The organism is Streptomyces sp. NRRL S-455, assembly GCF_000717875.1.
Taxonomy (GTDB): Bacteria; Actinomycetota; Actinomycetes; order Streptomycetales; family Streptomycetaceae; genus Streptomyces.
This window is the reverse complement of record NZ_JOCT01000002.1, coordinates 278,473-297,479: the sequence shown is the minus strand read 5'-3', so window position 1 is coordinate 297,479 and position 19,007 is coordinate 278,473. Positions and strand designations below refer to the sequence as shown.

Annotated in this window: 15 protein-coding genes and 2 pseudogenes; 10 read left to right on the top strand and 7 right to left on the bottom strand. The window is 70.3% G+C overall.

What is annotated here, in order from left to right:
* Positions 1–50 precede the first annotated feature (50 nt).
* Together IE97_RS0103940 and IE97_RS0103935 are read right to left on the bottom strand one after the other, a co-directional pair.
* On the bottom strand, positions 51–1,403 hold the full coding sequence (locus IE97_RS0103940) for an aldehyde dehydrogenase family protein (protein ID WP_420706051.1): 1,353 nt from the start codon (positions 1,401–1,403) through the stop codon (positions 51–53).
* Positions 1,404–1,493: 90 nt separating this feature from the next.
* Positions 1,494–3,002 (bottom strand): MFS transporter, encoded by a 1,509-nt coding sequence (locus IE97_RS0103935; RefSeq protein WP_051704835.1) that lies wholly within the window; start codon positions 3,000–3,002, stop codon positions 1,494–1,496.
* A 159-nt stretch (positions 3,003–3,161) separates the two neighbouring features.
* Between IE97_RS0103935 and IE97_RS0103930 the strand changes: the two genes are divergently transcribed.
* Complete coding sequence (locus IE97_RS0103930) at positions 3,162–3,578, top strand: MarR family winged helix-turn-helix transcriptional regulator (RefSeq protein WP_030231002.1); 417 nt, start codon at positions 3,162–3,164, stop codon at positions 3,576–3,578.
* A gap of 306 nt (positions 3,579–3,884) precedes the next feature.
* Positions 3,885–4,535 (top strand): class I SAM-dependent methyltransferase, encoded by a 651-nt coding sequence (locus IE97_RS0103925; protein WP_106975285.1) that lies wholly within the window; start codon positions 3,885–3,887, stop codon positions 4,533–4,535.
* Positions 4,536–5,425: 890 nt separating this feature from the next.
* Here the strand turns inward: IE97_RS0103925 and IE97_RS0103920 are convergent.
* Positions 5,426–6,187 (bottom strand): SDR family NAD(P)-dependent oxidoreductase, encoded by a 762-nt coding sequence (locus tag IE97_RS0103920; RefSeq protein WP_030230994.1) that lies wholly within the window; start codon positions 6,185–6,187, stop codon positions 5,426–5,428.
* Between the two features lie 122 nt (positions 6,188–6,309).
* On the opposite strand from IE97_RS0103920, the gene IE97_RS0103915 reads away from it, so the two are divergent.
* The 3 genes and pseudogenes from IE97_RS0103915 to IE97_RS0103905 all read left to right on the top strand — a co-directional run bounded on the left by IE97_RS0103915 (position 6,310) and on the right by IE97_RS0103905 (position 10,272).
* On the top strand, positions 6,310–6,918 hold the full coding sequence (locus tag IE97_RS0103915; protein ID WP_234310555.1) for a TetR/AcrR family transcriptional regulator: 609 nt from the start codon (positions 6,310–6,312) through the stop codon (positions 6,916–6,918).
* Between the two features lie 901 nt (positions 6,919–7,819).
* Positions 7,820–8,429, top strand: a pseudogene (locus IE97_RS38165) (carbohydrate ABC transporter permease); the annotation flags it as partial.
* 304 nt (positions 8,430–8,733) lie between these two features.
* Positions 8,734–10,272: a ricin-type beta-trefoil lectin domain protein gene (locus IE97_RS0103905; RefSeq protein ID WP_078603062.1), complete on the top strand. Its 1,539-nt coding sequence runs from the start codon at positions 8,734–8,736 to the stop codon at positions 10,270–10,272.
* 82 nt (positions 10,273–10,354) lie between these two features.
* Here IE97_RS0103905 and IE97_RS0103900 read toward each other — a convergent pair whose 3' ends face one another.
* Complete coding sequence (locus IE97_RS0103900; protein WP_030230979.1) at positions 10,355–11,878, bottom strand: long-chain-fatty-acid--CoA ligase; 1,524 nt, start codon at positions 11,876–11,878, stop codon at positions 10,355–10,357.
* A gap of 149 nt (positions 11,879–12,027) precedes the next feature.
* On the opposite strand from IE97_RS0103900, the gene IE97_RS0103895 reads away from it, so the two are divergent.
* Positions 12,028–13,212, top strand: a complete 1,185-nt coding sequence (locus IE97_RS0103895) for a PucR family transcriptional regulator (protein ID WP_420706050.1) — start codon at positions 12,028–12,030, stop codon at positions 13,210–13,212.
* Between the two features lie 244 nt (positions 13,213–13,456).
* Here the strand turns inward: IE97_RS0103895 and IE97_RS0103890 are convergent, their stop codons facing one another.
* Both IE97_RS0103890 and IE97_RS0103885 read right to left on the bottom strand, forming a co-directional pair.
* Positions 13,457–14,338, bottom strand: coding sequence for a universal stress protein (locus IE97_RS0103890; protein ID WP_030230971.1), 882 nt, complete (start codon positions 14,336–14,338; stop codon positions 13,457–13,459).
* A gap of 132 nt (positions 14,339–14,470) precedes the next feature.
* On the bottom strand, positions 14,471–15,145 hold the full coding sequence (locus IE97_RS0103885) for a CBS domain-containing protein (RefSeq protein WP_030230967.1): 675 nt from the start codon (positions 15,143–15,145) through the stop codon (positions 14,471–14,473).
* Positions 15,146–15,324: 179 nt separating this feature from the next.
* On the opposite strand from IE97_RS0103885, the pseudogene IE97_RS38160 reads away from it, so the two are divergent.
* Together IE97_RS38160 and IE97_RS0103875 are read left to right on the top strand one after the other, a co-directional pair.
* A pseudogene (locus IE97_RS38160) lies at positions 15,325–16,208 on the top strand (pyridoxamine 5'-phosphate oxidase family protein).
* Between the two features lie 129 nt (positions 16,209–16,337).
* The gene (locus IE97_RS0103875; protein ID WP_030230963.1) at positions 16,338–16,994 is read left to right on the top strand and encodes an OsmC family protein; all 657 of its coding nucleotides are present in this window, start codon (positions 16,338–16,340) and stop codon (positions 16,992–16,994) included.
* Between the two features lie 197 nt (positions 16,995–17,191).
* Here IE97_RS0103875 and IE97_RS0103870 read toward each other — a convergent pair whose 3' ends face one another.
* Positions 17,192–17,644: a universal stress protein gene (locus IE97_RS0103870; protein WP_078603061.1), complete on the bottom strand. Its 453-nt coding sequence runs from the start codon at positions 17,642–17,644 to the stop codon at positions 17,192–17,194.
* A gap of 69 nt (positions 17,645–17,713) precedes the next feature.
* Between IE97_RS0103870 and IE97_RS0103865 the strand changes: the two genes are divergently transcribed.
* Positions 17,714–18,433 (top strand): CBS domain-containing protein, encoded by a 720-nt coding sequence (locus tag IE97_RS0103865; RefSeq protein WP_030230957.1) that lies wholly within the window; start codon positions 17,714–17,716, stop codon positions 18,431–18,433.
* 103 nt (positions 18,434–18,536) lie between these two features.
* The gene (locus tag IE97_RS0103860) at positions 18,537–18,950 is read left to right on the top strand and encodes an Hsp20/alpha crystallin family protein (protein WP_030230954.1); all 414 of its coding nucleotides are present in this window, start codon (positions 18,537–18,539) and stop codon (positions 18,948–18,950) included.
* Positions 18,951–19,007: the final 57 nt, after the last annotated feature.

Sequence of the window (19,007 nt, the reverse complement as noted above, 5' to 3'; positions counted from 1 at the left end):
TTGGTCAGGTGGGCGGCGTTCCGCATGAGGGTGCCTTCTTCCGTGATGGTTCAGCTCAGCGGGACGTCGAGGACGGCCTTGCGGTGGCTGAAGGTCTCGATGGAGTAGCGGCCGTGGTAGTTGCCCATGCCGCTTTCGCCGACGCCGCCGAAGGGGAGGGTCGGCACGGCGAGGTGGTGCATCGGCAGGCCGAAGTTGAGGCCGCCCGAGGAGGTCTCGGCGGCGAGGCGGCGCTTGGTGGTGTCGTTCTCGGTGAAGGCGTAGAGGGCGAGCGGCTTGTCGCGCTCGTTGATGAACGTGATCGCCTCGTCCAGGTCCGCCACGGTCAGGATCGGCAGAATGGGGCCGAAGATCTCCTCCCGCATCACGGGCTCGTCGGGTCGGACATCGGCCAGCACGGTCGGGGCGATGTACGTGTCCGCACGGTCGGTCTGCCCGCCGGTGACCGTACGGCCGGAGTCCAGCAGTGCGGACAGCCGGTCGAAGTGCCGTTCGTTGATGATCCGTCCGTAGGCGTCGGACATCTGGGGGTCCTCACCGAACAGCCCCTTGAGCGCGACGACCAGGGCGGTCTGCAGTTCGGTTGCGGTGTCCGGGTCGGTCAGGACGTAGTCGGGGGCGACGCAGGTCTGTCCGGCGTTGGCGAACTTCGTCTGCGCCAGGCGCTGCGCGACCGTGGCGATGTCGGTGTTCCGGTCCACGAACACCGGTGACTTGCCGCCGAGTTCGAGGACCACGGGGGTGAGGTGCTTCGCGGCGGCGGTCATGACGATGCGGCCGACCGTGCCGTTGCCGGTGTAGAAGATGTGGTCGAAGTGCTGCTCCAGGAGCACGGTGGTCTCCGGCGCGCCGCCCTCGACGACCGCCGTCGCGTCGGTGTCGAGATACGCGGGCAGCAGCTCGGCCAGCAGTGCCGAGGTGTGGGCGGCGTAGTCGGCGGGCTTGATGACGACCGCGTTGCCGGCGGCGAGCGCGCCCGCGACGGGCACCAGCAGCAGATTGACCGGGTAGTTCCACGCCGAGATGACCAGGGCGACGCCGAGGGGGTCGAAGACGGTGCGGGCGGTGCTCCCGGGGACTGCTGGCACCGTCACGGGGGCGGGCTGCGGGGCGGTCCACTCCTCCAGGTGCTCCAGGTAGTCGTCGATCTCGACGATCGTGCTGTTGATCTCCATGGCCTCGGCTTCGGCGCGGTTCTTGCGGAGGTCGGCGTAGAGGGCGTCGGCTATCGCCGCGCGGTTGTCGGTGAGCAGTTCGCGCAGGCGGGTCAGCTGCTGCCGACGCCAGGCCAGGGGCCTGGTGCGGCCGGTGCGGAAGGTGGCGCGCAGCCGGTTCACCAGCGCGGTGGCCTCGGTGGCGGTGAAGGTGTCGTCGAGGGTGAAGGCTGCCTTGGTGTCAGTCACAGTCGTGTCCTGTTCGGTCATGTCGGTCTGGAGGGGAAGCCGGGCGGCACCAGAGGAGGGAACGTCGCGGACCTGTTGCGTGTGGCGCGGTCAGACCGTGACGGCCGTGCGTGCGGGCGCGGTCTCGGCGTCGCCCGATGGGGTGGACATATCGGTGGCGGACGAGGGGGACCTGCGGCGGATCGCCAGGCCGACCATGGCCACGCCGATGACCAGCAAGAAGGCCATACCGGCCAGGGCGAAGCTCAGGGTGTACTGGCTCTCGGCGGGCAGGGCGGGGACTCCGGCGGGCAGGTTGTCGAGCGTCTGGGAGGCGAGCAGCGAGGTGATGACCGCGCTGCCGATGGCACTGCCGGCGGAGCGGGAGATGGAGTTGATGCCGTTGGCGATGCCGGTCTGGTGGTGCGGGACGCCGGCCACGATCAGCGCGGGCATCGCGGCGTAACCGAAGCTGATGGCGACGCCGACGACCATGCCGGCCAGGATCACCGACGCGGTGGTGTCGTGGTCGAGGGTCAGCCAGGCGAAACCGATGACGCCGAAGGCGGCGCCGACGGCCAGTGTGAGGCGTGCGCCGATGCGGCGTACCAGCATGCCTCCGAACTGGGCGGCGACGAGCGAGACGAGGGCGGAGGGCAGCAGGTAGACGACGGAGGCGCGCAGGACCGAGGCGCCGAAGCCGTAGCCGGCGATCTCGGAGGGCGTCTGGACGAGGTAGGAGACACCGATGAACTGAGCGAACATGGCGAACCCGACGAGCAGTCCGGCGATGTTGGTGAACAGCACCGGCCGGTGGACGAACATCTTCATGTCGACCAGGGGGTCGTGGACCCTGCGTTCGATCACGACCCAGATGACGGTCATGACGGCGGCGCCGGCGAAGAGGACGAGCGTGCGGGCCGAGGTCCAGCCCCAGGTGTGGCCCTGTGAGATGGGCAGCAGGAGCAGGACGAGCACCAGGGCGAGGCCGGCGGCGCCGAGCCAGTCGGTGCGCCCGCCTGTCCGGGTGCGCGGCGCGGGGACCGCGACCGCGACCGCGATGAGCGCGGCGGTGGCGAGTGCGGCGGCGAGCCAGAAGACCTGGTGGTAATCGGGGTTGGCACCTTGAGAGAGGAGTCCGGCGCTCACCAGGGCGAGACCGCTGCCGAACCCGAGCGTTCCGCTGACCAGGGCCATGGCGCCGGGCAGCCGCGAGGGCTCGACCTCGGCCCGCAGCACGGACAGCGCGAGCGGGAAGATCGCGGTGGCGGCGCCCTGCAGCACACGGGCCACGATGAGCCACAGCATGGAGCTCGTGGTCGCGGCGAGCACGGATCCGGCGACCATGACCACCAGCACGCCGAGCAGGGTCGGCTTCGTGCCGTGCTGGTCGCCGAAGCGGCCGAGGAGCGGCGTGAAGACCGCGGCCGACAGCAGCGTGGCGGTGGTGACCCAGCTGACCTGCGCAGTGGTGGCGCCGAGGTCGTTCTGGATGATGCCGAGGATCGGGATGACCAGGGTCTGCATCATCGACACGACCATGGCGGCGAGGCCCAGTACCAGGACGAGGCTGAGGCTGCCGGTGCGGCGCTTCGGCGCGGCGGCAAGAGAGGACTTCACGGTCTTCTTTCCGGTGGAAGGGATGGCACGAAGGAGGGATGCATCGATGGTCGAGGAGTCAGACCATTGAGGTACTCGATGCTTGAGGACATCAAACAATAAGAGCTTGGTCAATGTCAAAGGTTGGGAGGTTCAAGCTTTTCGCGGTACTCTCGAGGCATGGCCCCGATCCCGTCCAAAGCGCAGCTCATGGAGCTGCTCGCCCATTCGGTCACCACGCACTACGCCGACTTCACGACAGCCGCCGCCGACATGGGCCTTACCTCCAGCCAGGCCAAGACCCTCACGGTGCTGCGTCGCGCGCCCGCCTCGATGCGCTCGCTCGCGCACACCCTCGCCTGCGACGCGTCGAACATGACCGGAATCATCGACCGACTCGAAAAGCGCGACTTGGTCCGCCGCGAGGTCAGCCCCACCGACCGCCGCGTGAAGAACGTCGCCCTCACCGAGGTGGGACAGAAGGCGATCGACACGATCCGTGGACGGATGGAGCAGACGCAGACCGGCCTGGACCAGTTGTCCGGCGAGGAGCGCGCTGAACTCTTCCGCCTCCTGACGGTCGTCTTCCCGCGCTGATGCGCGCTGTGCGGGGGCTGGCCCGCTGGGCGATCGAGCGGTGAGCACGGGGGTGGCCCTCTGATGCGAGGAGGCCGCGACGCGCGACTCGCGTGAGTGCGGGCAGGGTCTTCAACCCGTTGACGAGTGGCGTGGGGCCTTCCGGAGGAGCTATGGTCTAGGTAGAACGACCGGTCTTTCTACTGAGGCCGAGTTATCCGGGCGAGCCCGCCTCCAGGCGGAGCGCTGCCACGGGTTCCTGGTGCACCGTACGGGGCCCGTTCACACCGACCCGATCGACCACCGCACTCCCGACAAGGCCTCGACATGACCACCAGCACCGCGCAACGAACAGCCCGGCACTGCCGTCTCTGCAGGCCTCCGCGGGAGGCGAACGACTACACCCTCTTCCTGCGCCAGTGGGTGCGCTCACCTGCCCGCATGGGGGCCATCGCTCCCAGCTCGCGGCACTTGGCCGAGGCGGTCTGCGCCCCCGTGCCGGAACGCGGCGAGCCCGTCGTGGTGGAACTGGGTGCCGGCACCGGGCCGTTCACCGCCGAGATCCAGCGTCGGCTCGGCGGGCGCGGCCGCCACCTGGCGGTTGAGATCGATCCATTCCTCGCCCAGCGCCTGCGCGACCGTCACCCGGGGGCGGAGGTGATCCAGCGCGACGCCGTACACCTGCGCCACCTGCTGGACGAGCGCGGCATCGAGAGCGCCGACGTGGTGGTCAGCGGCCTGCCGTGGGCGCTCTTTCCCACCGCCGTCCAATATCGGCTGATGGACGCGACGTCCGCGGTGCTCGCCCCGGCGGGTGCCTTCACCGCGTTCACCTACCTCCACGCCGTTCCCCTCAGTCCCGCCCGTCGGTTCCGCGGGCTGCTGGCCGAGCACTTCGAGGAAGTCGTCCCCAGTCGCACCATATGGCGCAACACACCCCCGGCGTTCGTCCTCCACGCCCGCAGACCCCGCACATGACCTCTGCTTCCGTCGTGGTCGACACCCCATCGGTAAACGGGGTGGCCCAGCCGATTCGAGGAAGCGCTATAACTCGCGAAGCCCCTGGCTTGCCTCCGGCGAGGCGGTGACCGAGGCGGTCAAGGGCGGGCGCGATCCAGCCCGGCCGTGTCGTCGGCCACGCGAGCGACGGTGGGTCGGCGATACGTTCTGTGCGCAGTTCGCCCTCAGCGGGAACGGCACCCTGCCCTTCACTCCGGCGCGCGGGGACTTCAACGTGGCCATGAAGGCCGGGTCATCGAGATGTCCGCGAACCGTCCGGTCGGCGAACAACCGGCCCTGACTTCGAGGGGCGAGCGGCACCTCGCCGCCCGCCGGACTCACCATGGACGAGTTCAGCCGGCCACAGCTCGGTCGGGTGCGTGCTCTCCCATAGGCGGCTGGCCCGGCCGCCCACGACGGTCTCTTCAGGCGGCCGCCGCCGCTCGTCCGGACCTGAGTGCGGTGCTATGCGCCCGGACGCTGATGATCGCGAGGGTGAAATCCAGGAGCGCAGAGGCGAGGAAGACTCCCACCGGGCTGGGGATCCCGTTCTGGGCGAAAGAACACCAGCCCGCCCACGCCTCCGAGGAAGACCGGGACTGCCAGGAAGTGGACGAGCACTCCCTGCCGGTGGATCGTTGCCGCCGTCCAGAAGAACAGGGGAGCCCAGCCGATGTAGACGCCCGCCATGAAGCGGTGCACGTTGTCCGCGTCCGCTGGGCCTCCCCGCGCCAACAGCTGCAGGCCGTCTCCGCGCGATGGCGGTGGCGAGCAGCAGGCGGACGCGGACGACGGTGTCGGCCGGCGACAGGACCCCTGGCCGCCATCACGACTCCTCGGTGTCGGGGAGTTGGCCTCGGAATGGGTGGTCAGGCCTGCTCGGTGGGGCGTACGAGCAGTTCGCCGACGGCCACATGACGGGGGCGGGTCACGATGTAGCCGACGGCGTCGGCGATGTCCTGGCTCTGGAGGCGCTCGATGTCCCCCAGACCGGCGGCGAGTGCCTTCAGGACCGGTTCCGGGTTGTGGGTGCGCAGTTCGGTGTCGACGCTGCCCGGCTCGACGACGGACACGCGGACGTGCTGGCGTGCCAGCTCCTGGCGCAGCGATTCGCTGAAGGCGTTCACACCGAACTTGCTGGCGCCGTACACGGCCATCATGGGGTAGGCCACACGGCCGTTGAGTGAGCTGATGTTGACGATGTCGGCGACCTTGCGCGGCTCCTCGGCGGCGGCCTTGACCAGGTGGGGGATGGCCGCGTGGGCGGTGTACATCAGGCCCATGAGGTTGATGTCGATCATGCGACGCCAGTCGTTCAGGTCCGCGCCGGGGGTGGGGCCGAGCAACATGAGGCCGGCGTTGTTGACCAGGATGTCCAGGCGGCCCAAGCCGTCGACGGTCCGCTCGACGGCCTCCTCGGCGGCCTCGGCGGTGGTGATGTCGGCGGGCACGACCAGGGCCTTCCCGCCGGCGCCCGTGATCTGCGCGGCGAGGTCGGTGAGCCGGTCCTCGCGCCGACCGACCAGGGCCACGGAGGCGCCCTCGCGGGCGAACTCCAGGGCGGTGGCGTGGCCGATGCCGCTGGAGGCTCCGGTGACCAGGGCGGCGGTTCCTTCGAGACGACGAGTCATGGTTCAAACCTTTCGATGAACGGCCACGCCGTTGCGTGCCGCGGGGGACAGGAAGTGACAACCCTGTGCGGCCGTATGGGGGTGGAGCCCACTCACAGCCGGGCCAGGGGCAGAATGGGGAAGTGAGTACTACTGGGCAGAAGACAACCAACGCCAAGCCTCGGGAGCGCACGATCGAGGGAGACCTGCCTCCTCGCGAACGTCTGGTCCGGGCGGCGTCGCGGCTGTTCTACTACGAGGGTGTGCGCGCGATCGGCGTGGAGCGGCTGATCGCCGAGGCCGGCGTGACGAAGGCGACCTTCTACCGGCACTTCGCCTCCAAGGACGACCTGGTCGTGGCCTATCTGCTGACCAAGGACGCCTACTACAAGGGGGTGGCCGAACCGCTGGCCGCCGCGCATCCGCCCGCGGAGGCGATCGACCTGATCTTCGAGGCGATCGCCGAGCACGCCCGCGAGCGTGGCTTTCGTGGATCGCCGTTCATGAACGCCGCCGCCGAGTACCCGGACGCCGACCATCCGATCCGGGGACTGGTGGCGTCCCACCGGGACTGGATCCGCGCCCTCTTCCAGGACCTGCTCACCCGCCTCGGCCACGCCGATGCGGAGTCGGCCGCCGGTGCGCTGCTGATGCTGTACGACGGTGCGATGGCAGCCGGTTACCTGGACGACTCGACGGCCGCCCACAAGACCCTCCTGGACGCCGTCCGGCTGATCCGGTCGGGAGGCTGACCCCGGCGACGCGGCATCAAACAGCGACCGTGTGCTGTGCCCCGGCCGGGCCGGGGCGCGGATTGGTTTCACGGAACTTTGGTCTCTCTTCGGCGTGCACCGGCGGTCTCCTGGCACGTCTTCGCCTGGAGGCAGGCCGGCTGGGAAGTCCGAGCGACCGCCCCTCAGGAGGTAGGAAGACCGGTCGTTCTACTGCCTGACGATAGCTCCCTTGACACTCGTGCGCCACTCGGCGACCCGCTTGTGGGCTCTCTCACGAGGTGAGGGTGGCGAAACGAAGGCTGCGGCTGGCGGTCTCGGAGCCCGGCAGGTTGGGTTTATGTAGATTTTCTACAGGCATTCTCAGTCGCATGACCAGGCGAGTACGTCATGCGTTCCGGGCCGATTGAGCCCGGATCGACTTGCGTATTTCTGCAGGCGGAGGGGATTTTGGCCGAAACGTGGCCGAGGATGCTGCCCGGATCCGCTGGAAGCGTGTCCATTCGCTGCCCGCGTCTTCTTGTGAGTATGAGTCACGTCCATCCACCCGGTCGGCGCCCGGAGTAACGGGGCCGGCGAGCGGGAGGGTCCCACGGACGCGACGGCCGCACTCGACCCTCCGGAAGCGGCATGGCATACCGAGTGTCGTTCGACTGTCCCGGCCTGCGGAAATCCGGACAACGAGCCCTGGGGAAAGCGATTTCTCCAGGTCGCCGGTTTTCGTAAGGGTCAGAAAAAGTCGACGCACAACTCTTGACGTTCGGCAGGCCGAACGGATCTCATGGGTGCGCTGTTGGTTCTCGTTCGCTTCTGATTGAACTTGTGCCCCGTGGCCTGGCCCAAGGGTCCGCTGCTGTGCCCCAGGAGTCGTCATGCAACTTTCTTCCTCCGGTCCCTCCTCTCCCGCCCCTGACCGCCGCGCATGAGCACCGGCACCATCGCGCTCGGCAAGAAGCGCGCCCCTGTCCGTCCGGCCCGGATCCTGCTGCACCTCTTCCTCGCGGGCGCGGCGCTGGCCTGGCTCGCGCCGATGCTGTGGGCGCTGTACTCGGCGATGCGGCCGTATGCGGAGACGAGTGAGCAGGGCTACGTGTCCTGGCCGGACACTGTGAACTTCGGCAACTTCACCAACGCGTTCAGCCAGTCGGGCATGGGCCACTACTTCGTCCACACGGTGATCATCACCGTGCCGGCGGTGCTGTTGACGCTGTGCCTGTCGTCGATGGTCGCGTTCTACGTCAGCCGCTCCGACTTCCGCCTCAACCTGGCGCTGCCGCTGGTCGACCTGCCCGGCGTCACCATGAGCGGCAGGCCGTACGACTCCGCGCTGGGTCTGGTGCACGCTGCCGCACGAGCTGACCGAGGCCGCGCTGGTGGACGGCGCCTCGGTATGGCGTCAGTACCGGCAGATCGTGCTGCCGCTGTGCCGTCCGGCGATGGCGGCCCTGGCGACGCTGCTGTGCATCTGGATCTACAACGACTTCTTCTGGGCCCTGGTGCTGATTTGCACCGGCGAGAACATGCCGATCACCTGACGCTCGGCGCCGACAAGGGCTGATTCGGCGGTCGTCAGATGCCGGTCCGAGCCGTTGGGGACCGAACACACAAGTCTGCCGGAGGCAGGAGTTGTTCGCTGCGCGCTCCTGCCTCCGGTACCCACCACCGATCCAGCCGTCCGTAAGAGGCCGCGATGCTCAACCGTGCTTGGGCGTCGGTGCCCCTCTCAAGTCGACCCTCGGCCCCGGCGCCCGTCCGCGCCACCTCGATCGGCGGCCTGCGCAGAGCCGTACGCACAGAGCCGCAGGCACAGAGCCGCAAGCACAGAAGGGACACGACATGCTCGACTACCAGCGCACCCGACCCAGTCCTCACCCCAGCGCACTCCCTCCCGGGGGCACCCGCTCCCTGCGCCGCGCGGCAGCTGGTCTGCTGGCCGGGCTGATCACGCTGTCGATCAGTACCCTGGCCGGCGCATCACCGGCCACCGCCGAAGACCTCGCATTGGACGCCGCCCAGTTCCAAGGCGTGAACTGGGCCAGGGTGGGAGACAACTTCACCTACGGCGCCGTTGTGCCCGAGGGGCTGAACGAATCCGATAGCTACGAGACCGTCAAGGTCAAGGCCAACGCCGTCCTCGGCGGTTTCCAGAGCACGCTCGGCGCCAACACCGTACGGCTGCCGATCAACAGCCACTCCGTCCCGGGCACGCCGTGGGGCGACAGGTACGCCGGCGCCATCGATGCCGCGACAGCCAAGGGCTTCAAGGTCATCCTCTCCTACTGGGAAGGGGACGGCGAGGACAGGAACACCGACGGGAAACCGGACGGGCCGGGCTGGAACGGCAAGGTCGTCGACGCGGATGCGTTCAAGTCGATGTGGAAGGCCGTGACGGACAGGTACGGGTCCAACGGCCTGGTCTACTTCGAGCCGTTCAACGAGCCCCATGGACACAGTGCCACCGCGTGGGCGGATATCGCCGCCAAGTGGATCGCCGACCACCCGTCGGTCCCCAGGAACCGGATCATCGTGAGCGGACCCGGGTTCAACGACTACGTCACGAGCGTGTGCGCCGACTCCCGCCTCGACGGGACCTACCTCTCGCTCCACCACTACGCCTTCAATAAGTCGGCCCGAACCTACGACGAGTGGGTCACCGACTTCAAGAGCAAGGTCGGCACCTGCGCCAAGCGCACCGTCCTGGACGAGTTCGGCGCACCGATGGGCGGCGCAGGCGCGGACGCCGGCAAGGACTACAACAACGCCGACAGCACCGACAACTTCGTGCGGTACCTGCGCGCGGACACCGACACCGTCCACGAACTCGGCATGGGCGCGGTCTACTGGCCGGCCATCGGCGGCAAGTACCAGGAGTACCCCGACCACGACTACTACTCGCTCTTCGACCTCGAGGGCAGCGGTGCCGACCTGACGCTGGGCATCCGCAACATCAGCGGTATCGACGCCGTCAAGCGTGCCTGGGGTGCTGACCCCGGCTCACACACGAGCATCCTGCGCAACGCCGACGGCGACGGCTGCCTCGACGTCCCCTATGTCAGCCACGACAACGTCCAGGTCCAGGTCCACGACCAGTGCTCGGGCGGCGCCAACCAGCAGTGGACCCTCACGCCCTCCGGGCAGCTCACCGTCTACGGCGGCACGAAGTGCCTGGACGCCTACCGCGAAGGCACCAGCAACGCCACCGAAGTCGGCACCTACGACTGCAACGGTCAGAACAACCAGAGGTGGATGTTCTACTCCGACGGCACAATCCGCTCAGTGAAGTCCGGTCTGTGCCTGGACAAGGACCTGGCCACCTCCAAGGCCCAGCTGTGGTCCTGCTGGGGCGGCGACAACCAGAAGTGGAAGACCAGCTAGCGGAAATCTCCACTGGACACGCATGGCCCGGACAGGGGCAGCCGGGAGCTGCCCCGCCCTCCCACCTTGATCAACCAGAAAATCATCCCACCCGGTCGGTCAACGCGCCGGCGCCCTTCGGGTGCGCGGGCGCGGTGATCTCCCTCTTGAGGATCTTGCCGCTGGGGCCGGTCGGCAGCGTGTCCACGAGCCACACCTGGCGCGGGTACTTGTACGCCGCCACGCGCTCCTTGACGAACTGCTGGAGCTCGGCGGGCGTGGCCTGGGCCTTCGGGCGCAGCACTACCGCGGCTGCGATCTCCTCGCCCAGATGCGCGTCGGCCACGCCCACCACCGCGGCCAGCGCGACGGCCGGGTGCTCGTGGAGGACCTCCTCGATCTCGCGCGGGTAGACGTTGTATCCGCCGCGGATGATCATGTCCTTCTTGCGGTCGACGATGTACAGGTAGCCGTCCTCGTCCCGGCGCGCGAGGTCGCCGCTGCGCAGCCAGCCGTCCGGGATGGTGGCCGCCGTCTCCTCCGGGCGGTTCCAGTAGCCCTTCATCACGTTCGGCCCGCGGACGGCCAGTTCGCCGATCTCGCCGGGAGCCACGTCCTGGCCCTTGTCGTCCAGGAGCCGCACCTCCACGTCCTTGATCGGGGTGCCGATGGATCCTGCCTTGCGCGGCCGGTCGGGGTGGTTGAAGGTGACGACGGGACTGGTCTCGGACATGCCGAAGCCCTCCAGCACCATGCACCCGAAGCGCCGCTCGAAGCCGTGCAGGATCTCCACCGGCAGCGAGGCCCCGCCGGAGACGCACATCCGCAGGGTGGACACGTCGGCTTCCGACGGGTGCTGGAGTAGCGCGGCGTACATGGTCGGTACGCCCTCGAAGATCGTCGCCCGGTCGCGGGCGATGGCGTCCAGCACGGTCTGCGGGTCGAAGCGGGGGATCAGGGTGAGGGAGGCACCGGCGCGGATGGTCACACTCATCGTGCAGATCTGGCCGAAGATGTGGAACAGCGGCAGACAGCCCACGACCACGTCGTCCGCCGTCACTTGCTGCACATGGACCGCGTTGACCTCGGTGTTGTGCCGCAGTCCGGTGTGCGTGAGGGTGGCGCCCTTGGGCCGGCCGGTGGTGCCGGAGGTGTACAGCAGCACGGCAACGTCCTCGCCGTCCGGCTCGCTCACCTCAGGCAGCGGCTCGTGACCGGCCAGCAGGTCCGCGAAAGCGGCGGGCTCGACGGCCAGGTGCCGCACTCCGGCGGCGGCCGCGCCCGATGCGCCCTCGCCAGGCGCCTGATGCCACTCGAAGAGCAGCACCGCGCCGGAGTCGTTCAGGTGGTACTCGGTCTCCCGGGTCTTCAGCAGCGGGTTCATCGGCACGACGACCGCTCCGGCGCGCAGCACGCCGTAGTACAGGACGACGAACTCGGGAACATTGGGCAGCATCAGAGCGACCCGGTCTCCCGGTCGCACACCCTCGGCCCGCAGCAGTGCGGCGGCGCGGGCGCTGCGCTCGTCGAGCTCCGCGTAGCTGGTGACCTGGCCCCCCAGTCGCAGTGCGGGGCGTTCCGGCTGCCGCCGTGCCGTCTCCACCAGGAACTCAGCCAGATTGGCCATGACCGCCTCCACGAAAGTCGCCGTCGAAATCCGCTGTTCACGTTGACGACATCGTGCAGATATCCATGGCGACGGCCTATGTGCGCTATGACAGCGTCTGCCTTCCCGGATTGTTCTCGAGCACAAAGCAGCGGCGTTACGCTGCGGGAATGAACCTCTCCCGGGTGGTCTCGGCGCTTCAGGCGGAGCTGCCGGAACTGGGCGAGCGGATGGCGCAGCGCATCCGCTCGGACGTCGATGCCTACCAGAACGAGTCGCTGATCCCCTTCGACTCCCTGCGCCGCTCGTGCACCGCCAACGCGGACCTGCTCCTGAACCAGCTCGGCCGCGCGCACGCGCAGGACCCGAGCCCGGCCCGCGAGACCGGCCGCGTCCGCGCCGAGCAGGGCGTGCCGCTGGCGGACACCCTGCACGCGTACCGGATCGGCTTCGAGCTCGTGTGGACGGAGATCCTCGCCGAGGCGCGCAACCGTCCCGAGGTCGATGACGCTCAGCTGGTGTCCCAGTCCGCGGAGATCTGGGCCCTGTTCGGCCGCTACGCGGAGGCGGTGGCGGCGGCCTACCGGGAGACGACCGCCGAACTGACCTCGCGGCGCCAGGCGCGCCGCTCGGCACTGGTGGAGGCGCTGTTCACCGGAGTCATCGCCGACCGCACGCTGTGGGAGGCCGCTCGTGAGCTGGGACTGCCCGACCGCGGCCCCTACGTCGTCGTCGCTGCGGCGGCCGACGCTCCCGGCGAGGAGCCGCTGGCCGGGGCGGAAGCGGCACTGCGTCAGGCCCAGGTCCACTTCGCCTGGCGGCTGCTGCCCGATCAGCAGATCGGCCTGGCCGCCGTGCCCACGGGGACCGCGGAGAGCACCTGTCTGCGCATCCTGCGCCGCTCGGGCGCCCGCGTGGGCGTCAGCCCGTGCTTTCACTCGCTGCGGGACACCCCCCAAGCTCTTCGCTTCGCCCGACTTGCTCTGGCCGGCCTCCAGGGCACAGGCCCCGGCGTCGCGCGGTTCGACGACGACCTGCTGGCGATGGTCGTCGCCGCGGCCCCGGCCGAGGCGGCGCACCTGGTGGAGGTGGTCCTTCAGCCCCTGCTCGATCTGCCGGCCGCGGAGCGGGCTCGTCTCCTGGAGACCGTGGAGCACTGGTACGCCGCCGCCGGCTCCGCCACCGACGCGGCGCGGAGTCTCTTCGTCCACCCCAATACCGTCCGCTACCGGCTGCGCCGCGTCGAGGAGCTGACGGGCCGTTCCCTGTCCGATCCGCGAGCGGCGGCGGACATCCGCGCAGCGCTCCTGGCGGTCCGCCGGGCGAGCGCGTCATCCAGTGACGTCATTCAGTAACTCGACTTCGTACTGCTGCCCGGTCGACGCTGACCGCCCCAGCCCTCGCAGGAACCGCTTACCATCACCGTGATGACGAGCAGTGAGCCGCTGGTGCGGCCCCGACCCCGCGGAGCGTGGCGGACCACGTGGGCCCGGGCGCTCTGCCCTGCTGTGCTGGCGGTCCTGCTCGCGGCCGTGGTGATGTGCCTGCAGAACCGGTGGCGAACCTGCTTGGCGCGGCACGCGTCTGACGGTGCGGACGTCACTCGGCGCCACGGCGGACCACGGCGACCGGGCACCGCGCGTGATGCAGGACGGCCTGGCTGACCGAGCCCAGCAGCAGGCCCGTGAAGTCGCCTCGCCCCCGCGCTCCGACGACGAGGAGCTGCGCGTCCGCGCTCGCCTCGATGAGGGCGTGGCGCACCCGGCCGACGACCGGCCTGCGCTCCACCTCGACATGCGGATACCGCTCCGGCCGGCCGGACAGCGCCACGTCGAGAACGTGCTCCGCGTGCTTGCGCAGATGGATCTCGTCGTAGGTGACGAAGGGAGGATCGGCCGGCCCGGCGTAGGCATCCGCGCTGCCCGCCCGGCACACGTGCAGCGCCGTGAGGTGCGCGCCACGCAGAGACGCCTCGGCGAAGGCGAAGCGTACGGCTTCATCGGAGGTGGGCGCGTCGTCGACCGCGAGCACGACGGGCCCCCTCGGGCTCGGCCGTCCCCGCACCACCAGCACAGGGCAGTGGCCGCGCGCGGCGAGGTGTGCGGACGTCGATCCGAGCAGCAGGCTGCCGAAGGCGCCCAGACCACGGCTGCCGACCACCACCAGGGAGGCCGTGCGCGAGGCGATCTCCAGCACCATCAGCGGCTCACCCACGGTGACGTCGCGGGTGATGTCCACGTGCGGTGCCACGTCACGGGCCCGCCGCTCGGCCTCCGCGAGTGTGCCGTCGAGCAATTCACGCACGCCCGCACCGGCGGGGTTCCACGCCGGCCCGCCGGGCGGCAGGTGAGGGGACGGTGATCCGAAGGCGTGCACCAACCGCAGTTCCGCACCGCGGATCACGGCCTCGTGGCCCGCGACCTCGACCGCGTCCAGACTCGACCGCGAACCGTCCACGCCCACCACTACCGGCTTCGCCATGGTGCCACTCCTTCCTCCTCGAAGCGCGCCCGGACCGCTACCGCTCCCGCGGGTGCGGGACCACCAGGACCGGGCAGCGTGCGCCTCCCGACGGTCGTGCCACGCCGCGTCGGCCACCAAGAGCAGGGCGGTTCAGCCGGTGGGACCAGGCCCCGGCGGCTCGTCGAAGCGGCAGCTCAGGTCCGCTTCCACGGACACGACGCCGTCGACGCCGCGGCACAGCCGCTCGATGACGGGGACGAGCCGACCGGTCTCCACACGGCCCTTGAGCGTCACCCGGCCTTCGTGCACGTCGACCGTCACGTCGTCCGGCGCGAGACCGAGAGTCCGGGCCAGGACATCACGGGTGATCTCGTCGCGCAGCGCCTCGTCCCGGCGCAGGAAGACCCGCAGGAGATCGCCACGGCTGACGATGCCGACCAGCGTCCCCGCCTCGTCGACCACGGGAAGCCGTTTGACCCCCGCACCGTCCATCAGGCGGGCCGCCTCGACGACCGTCCACTCCGGGCGGGCGCAGACAGCGGGAGCCGTCATCAGCTCTCCGGCCGTGGTTCCGTCATCCGTGGGGAGGGTTGCGTTCAGCCGGGCCGACGGCAGCGGCAGGCCGCCCGGGTCGGGTCGCGCCGCCACCGTGCGGAGCAGGTCGGCTTCCGACACCACCCCTACTGGCTGATCGAGGTCGTCGACCACGGGCAGGGCGGTCACGTCGTGGTCGGCCAGCATTCCGGCGACCTGCTTGAACGGCGTTTCCTGTCGTACCCGTACGACGCCACGAGTCATGAGTTCTCCGACCGTGCGGTGCTGCATGACGCGCCTCCCTTGCTCCCCTTCAGCCTGCTCCCCGGACGGGACCGTGTGCTGGGGGCCTTCGTGCAGAGGTGCAGGGCTGTACGTCCCCCGTCGGCGGGACCTTCGGGCCCTGGTGCGGGGGCGGGTCTCCCGCGTGATGCTGGTGGGAAGCAGCCATCGACGGAGAGGGCTCGGCCATGCACGCCCACCTTGGTGACCGGCTGATCGTCGAGAGCCCGTCCACCGGCGTCGCACGGCGCGCCGGGGAGATCGTCGGCCTCCGTCACGAGGACGGGACACCGCCGTACGACGTGCGCTGGTCGGACACCGGCGATGTCACGCTGGTCTTTCCGGGGCCGGACGCCCACATCCATCACGACCGGCCGGATCCCGCGGACGGGCCCCCTGCCGGGACCGGCGGTCCCACGGCCGTTCAGCCGGGTGACGTGAGCCGACGGGTGGCGGCCGCACGGCGGCGGAGGGGCCTTGGCGTGGAGGAGACCGCCCGGCGCGCGCCCGTATGTCCCCGCAGTATCTCGACTACCTCGAGACCCACATCTCCGACCCGAGCCTCGGCACTCTGCTGCGTCTGGCCGACGCGCTGGGGACCACGCTCCTCGAACTCCAGGGTGGTGATCAGGAGCGGCCCCCGGGGCAGGGGCAGGCGCCTTACCACCCCCGCCTGCGGGATCTGGGGGAGCAGGAGTGCCGGGCCCTGCTGTCGACCCACGGTGTGGGGCGGGTCTCACTGACCACCCCGCACGGTCCGGCCGTGTTCCCCGTCAACTACGAGGTGGCCGGCGAAGCCATCGCCTTTCGCACCGCACCCGACGCCGCCCCGGCCGCCGCCGTGGGCAACGACGTGGCGTTCGAGGTCGATCATGTCGACGACGCGATGAGCCGGGGCTGGAGCGTCCTGGCGGTGGGCCGGGCCAGGGCGGTCACCGACCCGGACGCGGTACGCCGGCTCGACGATCAGGCCCACACCGCCCCGTGGCCGGGAGGCCGGCGCACGCTCTGGGTGTCGATCGGCGTCGACCGCCTGACCGGCCGACGCATCACCGCCGCCGACGACGTGTGAGCCCACCGGAGTCCCGAGGACGTTCGGCACCCGGCGGAGGCTGGTCGGCCCCAGGCGGCGCCGGCGGATCGGAGGTGGACTGGGAAGTGTCCGGCCCGAGCGGCGGAATCAGCCGACAGGGGAGCCGAGATGAAGATGAAGACGCGTTGCGGCCGCACGATCAACGTCACCCGTTTCGCCCCGCAGGACCTGCCGGCCCCTATGAGACGTGTCGTCCTGGACACCTCCTTCGCACCCCACGACGAGGGCGAGCTGTGGGCGTCGCTCACCGCGGAGGAGGCACGGCGCCTGGCCGGGCTGCTGCTGTTCCAGGCCGCCGCGGTGGATCCGCGGCCGGCCCGAGGGCCGGGCGTCGTCGACGTCCTGCCGATCGCGGGCGACGCCTTCGAGATACGGGTCCGCGGGCACGTCCTGACGGTGGACCAACCGCTGCCCGACGGTGGAAAGGACACCGCGCCCACGCCGGTGGAGCTCTTCGTGACGGCGGTCGCCTCCTGCGCCGCCCACTACGCGGGGCGTTTCCTCGACCACCACGGCGTCAGCCGGGAGGGACTGTCCGTCCGCGCCGGCTACCGCATGGCGGACGAGAGGCCGGCCCGCGTGGCCGCCCTCTCGCTGATCGTGCGCGTCCCCGCCCTCGCCCCGCGGCGGCTGGCCGCGCTGCGCGCGGTGGTCTCGCACTGCACCGTGGCGAACTCGCTGGCCCAGTCCCCGGACATCGCCCTGGAGGTTCAGTGCGCCGCCGGAGACGAGGTGGGCGGGGACCCGCAGGCGGACATCGGATGAGGACCCGTCGGACGACGCCTGCCGTCTCGCCATGAGGATGCTTCGCCCTCGGCAGGGCCGCACGATCACGGAGCGCGAGAGGCCCTCCCCGTCACCGAAGTCCGCCCCGCGCTGAGCAGTCACCTCCCACAACGCCGGTGAACGGGAGATCCACGCGGCGTTCCACTGAGACCGGGCGTGCCACGTCGCGTCGACGGTCAGCGGGCGGGGTCCGTCTGCTGACCGACCACGACGACGGGGCAGGCCGCGTGCTGGGCGCAGCGCTGGCTGACGGATCCGAGCATCGCCCGGGCGAACGCGCCCCGGCCGCGGCGGCCCACGACGAGGAGTTCGGCTCCCTCCGAGGCCTGGATCAGCGCCTCCGACGGGTCGCCCTCGACGAGGTGTTCCCGCAGGCGCGCGGGACGCTCGCCCGGGAAGGCGGCGCTCAGCTCCTCCGCGAACCGCTCCCTCGCCTGTTGCAGATCCAACTCGGGGTCGATGGCCGGTCCGGTGTAACCCCGCGCGGACGGCGTGTCCCAGACATAGATCGCTTCCACCACACCGCCGACCCTGCGCGCGTGGTGCTCGGCCCATCGCAACGCGTCGCCCTTCCGGCTGCTGCCAGCTCTGCGCGCCCGGGCGGGCGGGGGCAGGGCCGTTCGGCCCATGCCCCCCGCGGGACCGGTGGGGGAACCTGGACGTGTCGCGAGACCTTGCCACACAGGTGGGAGGACGCCATGCACGGCTCTGTGTACACCGTGAGCGATGTGATGACCCGCACCGTTGTCGCTCTGGCCGCCGGGGCGGCCTTCAAGGAGATCGTGCGGGTCGTGGAAGGCCGGCGGATCAGCGCCCTGCCCGTCGTCGACAGCGGGAACCGGGTGGTCGGTGTCGTCTCGGAGGCCGATCTGCTGCGCAAGGAGGAGTTCCGTGACAGCGTCCCCGACCGGGGGCCGCGGGCCCGGCCTCCGGAAGGCCTCCGCAAGGCGCAGGCGGTCACCGCGGCCGACCTGATGACCTCCCCGGCCGTCACGGTCCACGCCGACGCCCCCCTCGCCCAGGCGGCCCGGATCATGGCCCGGCGCAAGGTCAAGCGGCTGCCGGTCGTCGACGACCACGGCGTGCTGCGGGGGATCGTCAGCCGTGCGGATCTGCTCCGGGTGTTCCTCCGGCGCGACCGTGACATCACGGACGAGATCCGGCACGAGGTGCTGGCCGGGCGGCTCCCGGACGGGATCGAGTCGATCCGCGTCGACGTGCGCGAGGGCGTCGTCACCCTCTCCGGCCGCGTCCGCGACACCTCCGTCGTTCCGCTGATCGTGCGCCTGGTGCGGTCCGTCGAAGGAGTGGTGGACGTACGCAGCCGGCTCACCGGACCCCGGCACCGCCCGCTACTCGAACCGGACCTCGTACAGGAGGAGGACGACCGGCGATCCGCGCCCCGGGCACGTTCGTGAGCGTCCCCGGGCAACGGGGCCGGTCGGTCCCGCTGCCGGGGTCTTCGGCCCTGGTCCGGCGAACTCCTCGGGGCGAGACTGGAATTGCAGGAAGGAGGGTGACATGAGCAGCATGCTGGAGCGACTGCCGGGCTGGCCCGACCTGTTCGGCTGGGTCGAGACGGGGTTCCCCGGGGCGCACGTCGCCCCCGGGCTGCACGGCATCCGCATCGAGGAACACCTCGGGGACGGCACGTACGTCGTACGGGCCGAACTTCCGGGCGTCGACCCCGGCAAGGACGTCGAGATCACCGTCGACGCCGGGCTGCTGACGCTGCGCGCCGAGCGCACCGAGCAGACCACCGAGAAGCACCGCACCGAGTTCCGCTACGGCACCTTCGCCCGTGCCGTCCGGCTGCCCGCCGGAGCGAAGGGCGAGGAGGCGACCGCCGAGTACAAGGACGGTGTGCTGACCATCACGGTCCCGGTCCCCGAGACGGAGACGGGAACCAGGGCCATCCCGGTGCAGCACGTCTGAGGGGACGGGCGTCTGCACCACAACCGTGTGCGCGGCCGGTGTCCACCGGCCGCGCAC